Source organism: Streptomyces sp. NPDC017890 (assembly GCF_044328675.1).
Taxonomy (GTDB): domain Bacteria; phylum Actinomycetota; class Actinomycetes; order Streptomycetales; family Streptomycetaceae; genus Streptomyces.
Window position 1 is genome coordinate 98,166 of record NZ_JBIRHU010000014.1, and the last position, 13,382, is coordinate 111,547.

The 13,382-nt window shown below is 73.9% G+C and carries 13 protein-coding genes; 5 read left to right on the forward strand and 8 right to left on the reverse strand.

Features of this window, described 5'->3' with window-relative positions:
• Positions 1 to 43: 43 nt before the first annotated feature.
• The gene (locus tag ACH4F2_RS19835; RefSeq protein WP_398134007.1) at positions 44 to 949 is read right to left on the reverse strand and encodes a LysR family transcriptional regulator; all 906 of its coding nucleotides are present in this window, start codon (positions 947 to 949) and stop codon (positions 44 to 46) included.
• 142 nt (positions 950 to 1,091) lie between these two features.
• Here ACH4F2_RS19835 and ACH4F2_RS19840 point away from each other — a divergent pair, with 142 nt between their 5' ends.
• Complete coding sequence (locus ACH4F2_RS19840) at positions 1,092 to 1,295, forward strand: hypothetical protein (RefSeq protein WP_398134008.1); 204 nt, start codon at positions 1,092 to 1,094, stop codon at positions 1,293 to 1,295.
• A 19-nt stretch (positions 1,296 to 1,314) separates the two neighbouring features.
• On the opposite strand, the gene ACH4F2_RS19845 is transcribed toward ACH4F2_RS19840, so the two are convergent.
• On the reverse strand, positions 1,315 to 2,286 hold the full coding sequence (locus ACH4F2_RS19845) for a TerC family protein (protein ID WP_398134009.1): 972 nt from the start codon (positions 2,284 to 2,286) through the stop codon (positions 1,315 to 1,317).
• 149 nt (positions 2,287 to 2,435) lie between these two features.
• Here ACH4F2_RS19845 and ACH4F2_RS19850 point away from each other — a divergent pair, with 149 nt between their 5' ends.
• Positions 2,436 to 3,668, forward strand: a complete 1,233-nt coding sequence (locus ACH4F2_RS19850) for a polysaccharide pyruvyl transferase family protein (protein WP_398134010.1) — start codon at positions 2,436 to 2,438, stop codon at positions 3,666 to 3,668.
• A 29-nt stretch (positions 3,669 to 3,697) separates the two neighbouring features.
• The gene (locus ACH4F2_RS19855; protein WP_398134011.1) at positions 3,698 to 5,149 is read left to right on the forward strand and encodes an FAD-dependent oxidoreductase; all 1,452 of its coding nucleotides are present in this window, start codon (positions 3,698 to 3,700) and stop codon (positions 5,147 to 5,149) included.
• Between the two features lie 20 nt (positions 5,150 to 5,169).
• Here ACH4F2_RS19855 and ACH4F2_RS19860 read toward each other — a convergent pair whose 3' ends face one another.
• From ACH4F2_RS19860 to ACH4F2_RS19880, 5 genes are all read right to left on the reverse strand, one after another.
• The gene (locus ACH4F2_RS19860) at positions 5,170 to 6,189 is read right to left on the reverse strand and encodes an RNA polymerase sigma factor RpoD/SigA (RefSeq protein ID WP_398134012.1); all 1,020 of its coding nucleotides are present in this window, start codon (positions 6,187 to 6,189) and stop codon (positions 5,170 to 5,172) included.
• A gap of 35 nt (positions 6,190 to 6,224) precedes the next feature.
• Positions 6,225 to 6,569: a DUF6343 family protein gene (locus tag ACH4F2_RS19865; RefSeq protein ID WP_398134013.1), complete on the reverse strand. Its 345-nt coding sequence runs from the start codon at positions 6,567 to 6,569 to the stop codon at positions 6,225 to 6,227.
• Between the two features lie 27 nt (positions 6,570 to 6,596).
• Entirely contained in the window at positions 6,597 to 7,022 is a 426-nt protein-coding gene (locus ACH4F2_RS19870) for a CBS domain-containing protein (RefSeq protein ID WP_398134014.1), read from the reverse strand.
• A gap of 87 nt (positions 7,023 to 7,109) precedes the next feature.
• Positions 7,110 to 7,544 carry a PPC domain-containing DNA-binding protein gene (locus ACH4F2_RS19875; protein WP_398134015.1) on the reverse strand — a complete coding sequence of 145 codons (435 nt, stop codon included), beginning with the start codon at positions 7,542 to 7,544 and terminating at the stop codon, positions 7,110 to 7,112.
• A gap of 203 nt (positions 7,545 to 7,747) precedes the next feature.
• The gene (locus ACH4F2_RS19880) at positions 7,748 to 9,718 is read right to left on the reverse strand and encodes a BTAD domain-containing putative transcriptional regulator (RefSeq protein ID WP_398134016.1); all 1,971 of its coding nucleotides are present in this window, start codon (positions 9,716 to 9,718) and stop codon (positions 7,748 to 7,750) included.
• Positions 9,719 to 9,954: 236 nt separating this feature from the next.
• Between ACH4F2_RS19880 and ACH4F2_RS19885 the strand changes: the two genes are divergently transcribed.
• Entirely contained in the window at positions 9,955 to 10,833 is an 879-nt protein-coding gene (locus tag ACH4F2_RS19885; protein WP_398134017.1) for an alpha/beta fold hydrolase, read from the forward strand.
• A gap of 110 nt (positions 10,834 to 10,943) precedes the next feature.
• Positions 10,944 to 12,182: an MFS transporter gene (locus ACH4F2_RS19890; protein WP_398134018.1), complete on the forward strand. Its 1,239-nt coding sequence runs from the start codon at positions 10,944 to 10,946 to the stop codon at positions 12,180 to 12,182.
• Here ACH4F2_RS19890 and ACH4F2_RS19895 read toward each other — a convergent pair.
• The gene (locus ACH4F2_RS19895) at positions 12,179 to 13,309 is read right to left on the reverse strand and encodes a hypothetical protein (protein WP_398134019.1); all 1,131 of its coding nucleotides are present in this window, start codon (positions 13,307 to 13,309) and stop codon (positions 12,179 to 12,181) included. The two genes, ACH4F2_RS19890 and ACH4F2_RS19895, sit on opposite strands and share 4 nt — an antisense overlap.
• Between the last annotated feature and the right edge of the window lie 73 nt (positions 13,310 to 13,382).

The window sequence follows — 13,382 nt, forward strand, 5'->3', positions numbered from 1 at the left end:
ACGTCGGGACCGGAGCCGTACGCGGCTCCGGTCCCGACGTGTATCAGGCCACCGCCGTCGCGGCCAGCGTGCGCAGCTCCTCCAGCGCCGCCGCGACCGCCGGACGCCGGTGGCCGCCGCCGCGGGTGCAGGTCAGGAGCTTGCGGTGCGGCCGGCCGACGCAGGGCACCCGTACGATCGGCAGCTCCGGGGTCAGCCGGGCCAGCCTGGGTATCAGCGCGACGCCGAGTCCGTGGGCGACCAGGTGGGCGGTCACGTTCCAGTCCACGGCGTGGTGGACCACGTCGGGGGTGAACCCGGCGGCGCCGCACGCCGACATGATGTGCGTCCGGCACGGACTCTCGGGCAGCGGGGAGATCCACTGCTCGTGCGCGACATCGGCGAGGTCGGCCCGGCCCCGTCCGGCCAGCGGGTGCTCCTCGGGGACGACCAGGTCGAACGGTTCGTCCAGCAGCGGTCGCTGGTCGAAGCGCGCGTCGGCCGACGGCGGGCTGGCCGGTGTCGCCTCCACGACCGCCAGATCGGCCTCCCCCTCGAAGAGCAGGTCGAAGCTCTCCGCCACCTCCACCTCCCGGATGCGCACCGACAGCCGGGGGTGCAGCTCCCGCAACCGGGCCGCCATCGGGGCCAGCAGCACCGCGACGGCCACCGGAAAGCCCGTCACCCGCAGTGGTCCGGCAGGCATCCCCTCCCCCGCGCGCAGATCGAGTTCGGCCTCGTCCCAGCGGGACTCGATGGCGTCGGCGTGCGCGAGCAGGCTCTCGGCGGCCGGGGTGAGCCGCACGCCCCGGCCCTGCGGCTCCAGGAGGTCGACGCCCAGGTCGCGGGCGAGCTGCCGGATCTGCTGGGAGGCCGCGGACGGGGTGAAGTGCAGGGCGCGGGCCGCCGCGGTGACCGTGCCGTAGTGGGAGACGGCCCTGAGGACGTGCAGCCTGCGCAGGTCAATCATGAAGTCCACGCTTCACGGTGAGGTCCGCAAAGTCAACCTGGACGTGAACGGACGTACGGCCGCACCCTGTCTGTGACGCGAAGGTCCGTTCAAGCGCCACACGCCGGCCTTCCAGTGCCCCACCGACACAAGAGGAGTCGCCATGCCCAGCACGACCGGTGTCACCTGCCCGCACTGTGGGTGGCCCGACGGTGCCGAGCCCTTCGAGGTGCTGTCCGCGCACTCCACCGCGGCGGGCGGCACCCTGTGGACCCGTTGCGCCTGCGGCTCGCTGCAGGCCCGTGTCGTCGACGACCACGGCACTCGCGTCGTCTCGCGCGGCAGGCCGTCGCCGGCGGGCTGCTGAGGGCCGGCGGACCTGCTGCCTACGGGGCAGCGGGCCCGCCGCGGTCCTGCTCCTGCTTCCTCGCGGCCCACAGGCTCGTCGCCGTGGTGACCGCGAGGACGAGCACGATGAAGCCCAGTGAGAAAGGGATGCCGATCTCGGGGACGTGGACCCCGGACTCGTGCAGGGCGTGCAGGATCAGTTTGACGCCGATGAAGCCCAGGATGACCGACAGGCCGTAGGAGAGGTGCACCAGCTTCTTCAGCAGGCCGCCGATGAGGAAGTACAGCTGGCGCAGGCCCATCAGGGCGAACGCGTTGGCAGTGAACACGATGTACGGGTCCTGGGTCAGGCCGTAGATGGCGGGGATGGAGTCGAGGGCGAACAGGACGTCGGTGGAGCCGATCGCGAGCATCACGACCAGCATCGGGGTCATGACCCGCTTGCCGTTCTCCTCGATCCACAGCTTGGTGCCGTGGTAGCGGTCGGCCACTCCGAAGCGGCGTTCGACCGTTTTCAGCAGCTTGTTCTCCTCGTACTCCTCGTCGTGCCCGCCCTTGCGGGCGTCCTGGATGAGCTTCCAGGCGGTCCAGATCAAGAAGGCGCCGAAGATGTAGAAGACCCAGGAGAAGGCGGAGATGATCGCCGCGCCGGCCGCGATGAACGCGGCGCGCAGTACCAGTGCCACGATGACGCCGACCATCAGCACCCGCTGCTGGTACTGCGAGGGCACCGCGAACTTCGCCATGATCAGGACGAAGACGAAGAGGTTGTCGACGCTCAGCGACTTCTCGGTGATGTAGCCGGCGAAGAACTCACCGGCGGGCCCGCCACCGGCGAACACCAGCAGCCCCACACCGAACAGGCAGGCCAGGACCACCCAGACGGCCGTCCAGATCCCGGCTTCCCTGATCGACACGTCGTGCGGTTTGCGGCCGATGAAGAAATCGGCGGCGACGAGTACGCACAGGCCCGCGACGGTCAGCAGCCAGACCGTGAGTGAGACGTTCACTGGTGCTCCTGATACGGGTGGGGACGGGGACCGCGTACGGGTTCTCGGTCAGCGTGTTTCCGTAATGCGGCGCAGGCAACCCGGCACCGTGCGCGTCCGCGCACCGAGGCCGGCGGGCCGGCCGACCCCGACATGACGGGAGCCCCTGGATGACCACTGCGCCCTCGCATCCGCCCCCCGCCGCCCCGCCGCGCCCGCGCATCGGCGTGCTCGGTTCCTACGGCGGCTTCAACATCGGCGACGAGGCGATCCTGACCTGCGTCCTGAGCTGCCTGCGCGCCCAGCGGCCCGACGCACACCTGGTCGTCCTGAGCCGGAACGCGGAGCACACCCGTCTCCACCACCCCGACGCCGACGAGGTGGTGCCCTGGGAGGGCGTCAGCCGCAACCACGTCCTCGACGTACTGCCCGGCCTGGACCTCCTGGTACTGGGCGGCGGCGGCATCCTCTACGACGGGGAGGCGCGGCGCTATCTGCGGCTGGTGCGCGCCGCGCAGACCCGTCACGTGCCGACCTTCGCCTACGCCGTCGGCGCGGGGCCCCTGACGGACGCCGAGGACCGGGACGCCGTGCGCACGGTGCTGGCGGACATGGACGACGTCGTGGTGCGGGACGAGGAGTCCCGGCTGGTCCTGGAGGAGGTCGGCCTGGAACGCGAGGTCGCGGTCACCGCCGACCCGGCCCTGCTGCTCGGGCCCGAACCCTTCACCGAGGCCATGATGCGCGACGAGGGCATCCCCTCCGGTGCCCGGCTGGTGGGCATGTCGGTGCGCGAACCGGGCCGGGCCGCCGAGAAGCTCGACGAGGGCGACTACCACGCGCTGCTCGCGGACGTCGCGGACTTCCTCGTGCGACGGCTGGACGCGCACGTGGTGTTCCTGCCGATGGAGCGGCACGACGTACGGCACGCGCACGCCGTGCTGTCCCACATGACCGCGCCGGACAAGGGCCGGATCCTGCACGGCGACTACAGCCCGGGTCAGGTCCTCGGCTTCATGCGCCACCTGGACGTGGCCGTCGGCATGCGGCTGCACTTCGTGATCTTCGCGGCGCTCACCGGTGTGCCGGTGCTGCCGCTGCCCTACTCCGGCAAGGTCTTCGACTTCGCGCGCCGGCTGGGCGCCCCGGCCCTGGTGGGCGTGGCGCGGGAGCAGGCCGGGCTGCTGCTGGCGGAGGTGGACCGGATGTGGGACGAGTATCCGCGGCGCCGGGAGGACCTCAAGTCCCGGATGCGGGAGCTTTCCGCGGCGGCCAGGGAGACCTGTGTGCGCTGCGGCTCGCTGCTCGACGTGATCGGCGCGGCCGGCGACGGGCCGCGGGCCCGGGCGGCGGGGCCGGAGCCGGAGCCGTACGTCTCCGAGCCGCGCCCCCTGCATGCCTGAGGCCTGACGCCCGACCTCCGAGGAGAGCGATGCCGGTCCTGGAAGAGCCCCGCGAACCCCGCACGGTCACCCTGCCCCCGCGGGCCGCCCGGCACGGGGGCCGGTGCGACGTGCTGGTGGTGGGCGGTGGTCCCGCCGGGTTCGCCGCCGCGGTCGGCGCGGCGGACGCCGGGGCCGACGTCGTCCTGGTGGAGCGGTACGGGTTCCTCGGCGGCAACGCGACGGTGGCGCTGGTGATGCCGCTGATGTCGTTCCACAACGAGCACAAGCAGGCCGCGTTCACCGAGTCCGGGGACGCCTCGCGGTTGCTGCCCACCGACCACGGCGAGGGCGAGCCGGTGGTCGCCGGCGTGCTGTGGCAGCTGCTCGACCGGCTCATGGGGCGCGGCGGCTGTCTCCCGCCCTCTCCGAAGACCGGCTACACGGTCCCCTTCGACCCGGAGCTCTTCAAGCTCTCCCTCCTCGAGATGATGGACGAGTCGGGGGTGCGGATGCTGTTCCACGCCTTCGCCTCCGGCGCGCTGCCCCTCGACGACGGCTCCGGCTGGCGGGTGGTGTTCGAGACGAAGTCGGGGCCGGTGGTGATCGACGCCGGGGTGGTCGTGGACGGTACGGGCGACGGCGACGTGGCGACGTCCTGCGGGGCGCCGTACGAGATCGGCCGGCCCGAGGACGGGCTGGTGCAGCCCATGACGCTGATGTTCCGCGTCGCGGACTTCGCCCGGCCGGACTTCGCCGACTACGTGCGCGCGCACCCCGACCAGTGGCGCGGCGTGCACGGCCTGTGGGACCTGATCGAGGAGGCCAGGGCGAACGGCGAGCTCCGGCTGCCGCGCGAGGACATCCTCTTCTTCGCGACCCCGCACCCCCGCGAGATCGCCGTCAACAGCACCCGGGTCACCCGTGTGCTCGGCACCAGCGTGTGGGACCTGACCCGCGCCGAGTACACGGCCCGGCGCCAGCTCTCCCAGATCGACCGCTTCCTGCGCACCCGCGTCCCCGGCTTCGAGGAGTCGTACGTGGTGCAGAGCGGCACCCACATCGGCGTACGGGAGAGCCGGCGCGTGCTCGGCGACTATCAGCTGACCGGCCACGACATCCTGGCCGCGCGCACCTTCCCGGACGTGGTCGCGCACGGCGCCTACCCGGTCGACATCCACAACCCGCGCGGCTCCGGCACCGTCCTCAAGCGGGTGCCGCGGGGCAGCTTCTACGACATCCCACTGCGCTGCCTGGTACCCCGGGGCACCGAGCGGCTGCTCGTGGCCGGGCGCTGCATCTCCGGTACGCACGTGGCGCACTCGTCGTACCGGGTGATGCCCATCGCCATGGCGACCGGCCAGGCGGCCGGGGTGTGCGCGGCGCTGACGGTACGGCACGGGCGCGGTCCGCGCGGCCTGCCCTACCGGATGGTCCAGCACGAGCTGCTGCGGCAGGGGGCCCGGCTGCGGATGGGCGACCCCGCCGCCGCGGACGGGTGACCCCCAGGCCAGCTCGCAGGTCAGCTCGCCCAGTCCAGCAGGCGGTCCCGGGTCTCGGGGGCGCGCAGGTGGTCGAGGGAGGCCTTCTCCAGCTGGCGGACGCGCTCCCGGGTCAGGCCCACGTGCTGTGCCACCTGGTGCAGGGTGCGGGGGCGGCCGTCGTGCAGGCCGTAGCGCAGGCTGAGGATCAGGGCCTCGCGGGGCGCGAGGGTGCCGACGGCCTCCCGCAGTTCCGCCGCGAGCGCCTGGAACTCGGCGACCTCGGGGGCCTGGAGCACCTCGGTGTCGGGAATGAGGTCACCGACGACCGTCTCACCTGTCTCGTCCACCGGAGTGTCCAGGCTGACGGCGTCCCGTCCGACGCGGCGCAGCCAGACGACCTTGTCGCCGTCGATGCCGCTCTCGGCGGCCACCTCCTCGGCGGTCGGCTCACGGTCGAGGCTGCCACGGAGCCGCCGCTCGACCTTGGCGAGCTTCTGCAGCTGCTCCACGACGTGCACCGGCAGCCGAACCGTTCGCGCGTGGGTCGCCAGGCCCCGCTCGATGGCCTGGCGGATCCACCAGGTGGCGTACGTGGAGAACTTGAAGCCCTTGGTGTGGTCGAACTTCTCCACGGCCCGGATCAGTCCGAGGTTGCCCTCCTGGATGACGTCCAGGAGGGGCAGCCCGCGGTGGGCGTGGCGCTTGGCCATCGACACCACGAGCCGCAGGTTGGCCCGCACCATGTGGTCCTTGGCCGCCTGACCGTCGTGGACGGTCTCCTCCAGCGCGCGGCGCCTGCCGGGCGTCGGGGCGGGCTCGCCGGTGTCGGCCGACTCCAGCTCCTCCATGGCCCGGACACCGGCCTCGATGCGCCGGGCCAGGCTCACCTCGTCCTCGGCGGTCAGCAGCGGGGTGGCGCCGATCTGGGCCAGGTACTGGCCGAGCAGGTCGGGTTCCTCGTCGGGTTCGGGGATCCGGTTGCGCAGGCGCGCGGTGCGGGTGGCGGCGCGGCGGTCCTCCCGGGCGCCTGCCGTTGTGGTTCGTGCCGGGGGAGCCATGTCGCTTCCTCCGTCGCCTTCATCGGATTCTCGGGTCAGTGCGGGACGGGGGTGCCCCGTTCCCGCCGCAGCCGGCCGGTCACGACCATCAGGTCGGCCGCCGCCGACAGGGCGAACGCCGCGCACACGGCGGCGAGGGCCACCAGGCTGCCCCGTCCGGGACTGTCGCCGGAACCGGCGTCCGCGGCCCACACGCCGAAGAACGCGGCCCCGGCGACGAACAGCGGCAGGAACACGGCCGACAGCAGCAGCCGCATCCGCAGCGGGCTCTGTGCCGTGACCGGTTCCGTGCCGGTGCGCGGGTGGCGGCGGCCGATCGCGCCGGACCGGGCGCGAGGGGCCGGCTCCGCGGCCTCGGGTGGGCGGCGTCGGTCACTCATGCCGTTCCTCCGTGACGGTCGGGGACGTCAGTGGTCGGGCGGGGCCTCGCTGATGTCCGCCAGGGCGGAGTGCGGGTCGTCGGTGGCGGCCAGGTCGCCGAGGGTGACCACGCCGACCGGGACGCCACCGTGCTCGACGACGGGCAGCCGCCGGACGGCATGGCGTCGCATCAGCTCGGCAGCGTAGTCGGTGCTGTCGTCCGGTTCGAGGGTGACGACGGGCGGGGGCGTGCACACCGAGCCGACCGTGGTGTCGTCGGGATCACGGCCGTCGGCGACGCTGCGGAGCACGATGTCGCGGTCGGTGAGTACACCGAACAGGTCCCGGTCGTAGGTCACCAGGACGTCACCGATGTCCTCCTCGCGCATCAGCCGGGCGGCCCGCGCCACCGTGGTCATGGGCTCGACGGCCACTGCGGCGGGTGACATCACGTCTCGGATGCGCCGTGTCATGGTTGCGCCTCCCGGGGTGGGTGCGGAGTCTCCGTGCGGGCCGCGTAGCCCGCACCCGGGCCGGTAAACCGCTCTCCGGCGGCCGGCTCAGCCCAGGTCGATCAGGGCCAGGCCGATGTCGGGGCGGTGGGTCTTGGCGAGTTCGGCCGGGCTGTCCCGCACGACGACCTCCAGCGTCGGCCAGACCCGGCCGGACAGCAGGTGGCCGCCGCGGGTGGAGCCGTCGGACAGGCCCAGTACGGCGTGCAGGTGCGGGGTCGGCCCGTCGTCGGCGACTGCGATGTCCCCGATCAGGGACAGCACCTCGCTCTGCTCCCCCACCGGAATGCGCCGGTAGTCCTTGGCCTGCCGGTCGAACCAGCCGACGACCGCCTCCGAGAAGGCGCCCACGGCGGTCACCTGGGACGCCCCGAGCGACCGGTCACGGGCGAAGGCGGTGAGTTCGGCGAGCGCGTCCTCGCCGGGGTCGAGGACCACCACGTACACCGCGGAAGGACCGTCCTGCACCTGTCGCCACTTCATGCACGTCCGGGTACCCGGCACGGGTCGGGGCAACCTCCGTGCCGGGCGCCGTCCGACGCGGGGCCGGGCAACCGCCGTGCCGGCGCCCTTCGACGCGGGGCCGGGACCCTCTACCAGGTCGGCCCGGGCCGGCGGGGTCAGCGTCCCGCCGCCAGGTCCGCCAGCGGGAGCGGCTGGTGATGCCCGTCACGGTCTGAGCGTTTTCACGGGCCGAGTGCCCGGCGGATCGCCGCGAGCCAGCCGTCGACCGGTCCGAAAGTGAGCAACCCGCTGCCCGCGCCCGCGAGTTCCCCGGCTGCGGGCAGCAGCCGTTCGTATGTCCGCCGCAGGGCCGTACGGTCGCCCAGTTCGAGAGCGAGCGCGGCTTCGGCGCAGCACAGGGCCTCGTACAGGAGGTCGGGCGGCGGCTCCGGGAGGGCACGCAGTGCCGTCCGGGCGTCGGCGTCACGGCCGTCGGCCAGCAGGGCGAACGGTGCGGCCCAGGGCCGGTACGGCCCCCAGTCCGCGCCCGGATCCACCTCCGCCGGCCGCCCGTGGGCCAGGCGCAGGCCGAGCAGGGCGAGGGACAGCAGCCCGCGTTCCAGCCCCGGCATCCCCGCGTCCTCGAGCCGTGCGGCGGCGGACCGGTAGGCGGCCGCGGCACTGTCGTACGGACTGCCGGCGGCGGCCCGGCGCAGGGCCCGGTACCACTCGGTGAAGACGGCCACCAGCGGCCGTTCGTGCCGTTCGGCCAGGCGGTCCACGACGGTGGCGTGCTCGTCGGCGGCCGTGAAGCCGGCGAGGGCCGATCGTGCCTGGACGCGGATCAGGTGGCCTGCGATCGCGTAGTTGACCAGGCCGTGCCGGGTGGCGAGCACGACCATTTCGGCGCCGATCGCGTCACGGCCGGGGGCCAGTCCTGCGGTGGTGCAGGACTGCATGAAGGCGCCGTTGAGGGCGAAGGCGAGCAGCGCGGGGTCGTCCAGGCGGCGGGCGATCCGGACGGCCTGCTCCGCCGCCCGGGGACCGCGCGGGGAGCGGACACCCCGGGACTCCAGGGCGACGGTGGCCAGCAGGCGGCAGCGGGCCGCGTCGGCGGTGGCGTCGTCCGGCAGGATGGCGAGGGTGCGTTCGGCCGCCGCGACGATCCGCCGGGCCAGTTCGGGATCGTCACTGCGGGTCCAGTTGGCGGGGACGTCGTAGGCGCCGATCACCCGGGCCGTCAGTTCCGTGTCGCCCGTGTCCTCCGCCGCCGCGACCGCGGTCATACGGTGCTCCCGGGCAGCCTGGAGACCACCGCCGCCGGTGACCGCGAGGTTGCGCAGCAGGCCGACGGTCGACTCCAGGCGGGCGTGGGCACCGGCGGCTACCGTGCGGTCGTACGCCTCGGTCGCCCGGTTCCAGAGCCGTGCCGCCGCCTCGGCGGGTTCGGCGGGCGGGTCCAGGTCCGGGTCCTGGGCGAGGATGCCGGCCTCCAGGCGGCGCAGCCGGGGCCCCGGGTCGACGCCGAGGTGTCCGGCCAGCAGGGTACGGGCCCGGCGCAGCACCGCGAGGGCGTCCGCCTGGCGTCCGGTCCGGTACAGGGCCAGGGCGAGCAGGCGCCAGGCCTCCTCCCGCCAGGGGTGCTCGGTCAGGTGTGCGTCCAGGTCGGGGACCGCCTCGGCGGCCCGGCCCAGGTCCACCAGGAGTTCCGCCCGGCGTTCGACCGCGCGCAGCCGCAGTTCGGTGAGCCGGGAGCGCTCGCCGCGGGCCCAGCCCACCTCGCTGAACTCGGTGTAGGCGGGACCCCGCCACTCCCCCAGCGCCGTCCGGAGCCGGTCCGGGGCCCGGTCGGCCGGCAGTCGGTCGGCCTCCGCGACGGCCGCCTCGAAGCGCCACGCGTCCACGGCGTCCGGTGCCGCGCGCAGGACGTATCCGGGGCCCTCGGTGACCAGCAGCCGGGCCGGTGCGCGCGGCGGGCGGCCGGGTTCCAGGGCGCGGCGCAGATCGCCGACGAAGGTGCGCACCGCGCCCACGGCCCGCGGCGGCGGCGCGTCCCACAGGTCGTCGACCAGTCGGGCGAGCGGGACGACCCGCCGCCGGGCCAGGACGAGCCGGGCCAGCACGGCGCGGTGCCGGGGACCCCTGAGGGCGAGCACGTCGCCGTCGCGCTCGGCCGTGACCGGTCCGAGCACACCGAACGTGACCGCTTCCATGTTCCGTCCGCTCCGATCCGCACCGCTGCCCGCCGGTCACCACGGTACGCGTGCTGATCGGTTGCTGATTCGCGCGCGGGAGGCTCGAAGACGTCCCCGGCACGACGTCGCACACGACGTGGAACAGAGACGGCGTGTACCGAGACTCCGTGTACCGAGCGCCGTGAACAGAGACGACGTGATCGGAACACGGCGTGGAACGGACACGACGTGGATCAGAGAGGCACAGACCTGCCATGGCACCGACCATCCCCGACTTCACCCACGACCGCGTCACGGTCGCCGACGGCGTCGCCCTGCACGTGGCCGTCGGTGGCTCCGGCAGCCCGGTGGTGCTGCTGCACGGCTTCCCGCAGACCCATCTGATGTGGCGGCACGTCGCCGCCGATCTGGCGGCCGACCACACGGTCATCTGCCCCGACCTGCGCGGCTACGGCGACAGCGACAAGCCGGCCGATCCGGACGGCACCGCCTACGCCAAGCGCACCATGGCCGCCGACGTCGTCGCCCTCGCCCGGGCGCTCGGGCACGACCGGTTCGCGCTGGCCGGGCACGACCGGGGCGCGCTCGTCGCGGTGCGGGCCGGGCTCGACCGTCCGGACGCGGTGACGCACCTGGCCGCGCTGGACGTGCTGCCGACCCTCGACATGTGGGACGTCCTGCACGGCACCTCGGCGGCCGTGGGCTTCCACCTGTACCTGATGGCGCAGCCGCCGGGGCTGCCGGAGCGGTTGATCGGCGCCGCGCCGGACGCGTTCTTCGGTCACTTCCTCGACGTCTGGACGCGGGACCCGGGCGCCCTTCCCGCAGACGTCCGCGCCGCCTATCTGAAGGCGTCCCGCGAGGCGGTGCCGTCCATCGTGGCCGACTACCGGGCCTCGGCCGGCATCGACGTCGCCCACGACCGGGCCGACCGCGACGGCGGCAAGCGGCTGAGGATGCCGGTGTCCGTCCTCCAGCAGGACTGGGGCGCCGCCCTCGGCTACGACGCCGCCGCGCTGTGGCGGGCCTGGGCCCCGGATTTGCGGCACGACACCGTCGGCTGCGGCCACTTCATGGCGGAGGAGGCGCCCGGCGAGGTCGCCGGGGCGCTGCGGAAACTGCTGACGCGGTAAGGAGTCCGCCTCCTTCGCCCGCCCCGCGCCCACCCGAGCACGGTGTACAACGGCCCGTTGTGCGTGGTCCGCGGCCGGTTGTTTGATCCGCCGGGACGCCGTTCGCTTTGATGTCCGGCGTGTTGATGTCTGGGAGGGCGGGCAGCAGGTCGCTGGGGCGGCGGTTCGGGTGGCTGTGGGCCGCGTACGCCGTCAGCACGTTCGGCACACGGCTCGCGTTCGACGCCTTTGCGCTGATCGCGGTCCTGGTGCTGGACGCCGGGCCGGCGCAGGTGGCGCTGCTCGCGGCGGCCGGTCTCGCGGTGGGCGCGGTGGTGGCGGTGCCCCTGGGGCCGTGGGTGGAGTTCCGGCGCAAGCGGCCGGTGATGGTCGCGACGGACCTCGTCCGGTGCGCGGTGCTGCTGAGCGTGCCCGTCGCGTACGCGTTCGGCCGGCTCGGCTTCGTCCAGCTGCTGGTCGTGTCGGTGGTCATGGCCGCGGCCGACATCACGTTCAGGGCCGCCGCGGGTTCCTGCCTCAAGGCGCTGGTACGGCCCGAGGACCTGCTGACCGCGAACGGCCGGTTCGAGGCGACGACCTGGACCGCGACCATGCTCGGGCCTCCGGTCGGCGGGGCCGCGATCGGAGTCCTGGGACCGGTGGTGACGGTGGCGGTCGACGCGGTCAGCCATCTCCTGTCGGCGCTCGGAATCCGCGCGATCGGCGGTGGGGAACCTCGGCCCCACCGCACCGGCGTTCCCCGGCTGCGAGCAGGTGACCTGCTGGACGGGTGGCGGTATCTCCTCACCTCCCCGGGACTGCGTCCGCTGTTCCTCAACACGGTCCTGGTCAACGGCCTGATCATGGCGACCGCGCCGCTGCTCGCCGTCCTCATGCTCGCCGGCCTGGGCTTCGCGCCCTGGCAGTACGGCCTCGCGTTCGCCCTGCCGTGTGTGGGCGGACTGATCGGCTCCAGGCTGGCCCGCCCGCTGGTGGCACGGTTCGGGGAGCACCGGGTACTGATCACCAGCGGGGTGCTGCGCGCGTGCTGGCCCGTCGGGCTGGCCTTCGTCGGCCCCGGCGTCGGCGGGCTCGTCCTCGTGATGGCCGTCGAGTTCGGACTGATCACCTCCATCGGCGTGTTCAACACGGTGTTCGCCACCCGCCGGCTCGAACTGACCCCGGCGGACCGGGTCGTCCGTACCCTGTCCGCCTGGGCCGTCAGCGGCAAGCTGGCGACCGCGGCCCTGACCGCCCTGTGGGGCCTGCTGGCGGCCCTGACCGGACCGCGTACGGCGATCGCGATGGCGGGTGCGATCGTCCTGGCGACCCCGCTGCTGCTGCCCCGGCACGACCACGCGTCGGCCTAGGACGGCGGCACCACCGGGCCCAGTGCGGGGAACCGGCGCCGGGCCTGCGCGAACAGGGCGGGGTAGTCGGTGCCGTAGGTGACGGCGGCGGCGAAGAGGGCGTCGAGGGCGGCACACAACGGGTCCGGTCCGGCCGCGGCGAGCAGTGCGGGCATGGCCATGGCCTGTTGCAGCAGGTTGTCGTGGCATCCGGCCGGCGAGTCCACCACGGTAGGGGAGACACGGGCATCGGTGAAGAATCGGTCCCAGGCCCGCTGGGGGTCGTCGAACGGGGCAGGCAGGCGCTCCCCGCGGTCCAGCGCGGCCAGCGCGGGCGTGATCCAGTCGACGTCGGCCAGCCCTGCCACGGTGAAGGCGCGGTGGGCGGCCCACCGGGCGAGACTGCGCTGCGTGGCCGGACACGCCGCGTCGACGGCGTCGAGCAGGTCGCGGTCCAGCGGAACGAGTCCCCGTGCGTTGCCGCCGGCCTCGCGCAGGCGGCGGCTGGGCAGCCGTCCGCCCCAGGACAGGGCCTCGGCACGCTCCTGTGCCGCCCGCTCCGTCGCCCGGCGCTCCGCCCGGCGGCGGCACTCGGCCGCGGCCCGCTCCTCGGGCGTGGGAGGCGAGGGCAGGGTGCGGGCGTGCCGGTGCCAGTACGCTGCGCTGTGCGAGGTCTGCCGGACGACGAGGTCCGCTGCGGGCGGCGCCGGCCAGAACTGCAGCAGGTAATGGTCGACCGGCGGGCCGCCTTCGAGCACGGCGGCTTCCTCCTCCCGGCCCCGGTCCATGCCGCGCCCGCAGTAGCGCACCCGGTGGTCGGACGGGACCAGGTCCAGTGCGCACAGGGGACCGTCGCCCCACGGCAGGACGACCGTCGAGGCGGAAGCCGGCCGGAAGGACGCCTCCACCACGTCCTCCCAGTCGTCGTCGAGCGGCGGCGCCGCACCGTGCACCTCGACGGTCAGACCGACGCGGCCGGTGTGCAGGCCGGTGACGAGTAAGAGGTGCCCGGGGACGGCCGCGCCGCACAGTCCGTTGGTCTGCCCGGCGCAGGCCGGCGGCCGGCCCGGGCCGCCCCCGTCCCGTCGGCTGTCCACGTAGAACTGCCCGTGACTGACGTGCAGTTCACCGCTGTACACCGTCCGCACGGCGACCCCCTCCTCACGACCGGCTCCCTGAGGCCACCAGTATGCGGAGGGGGTCTGACAACGGTCCGGCGAC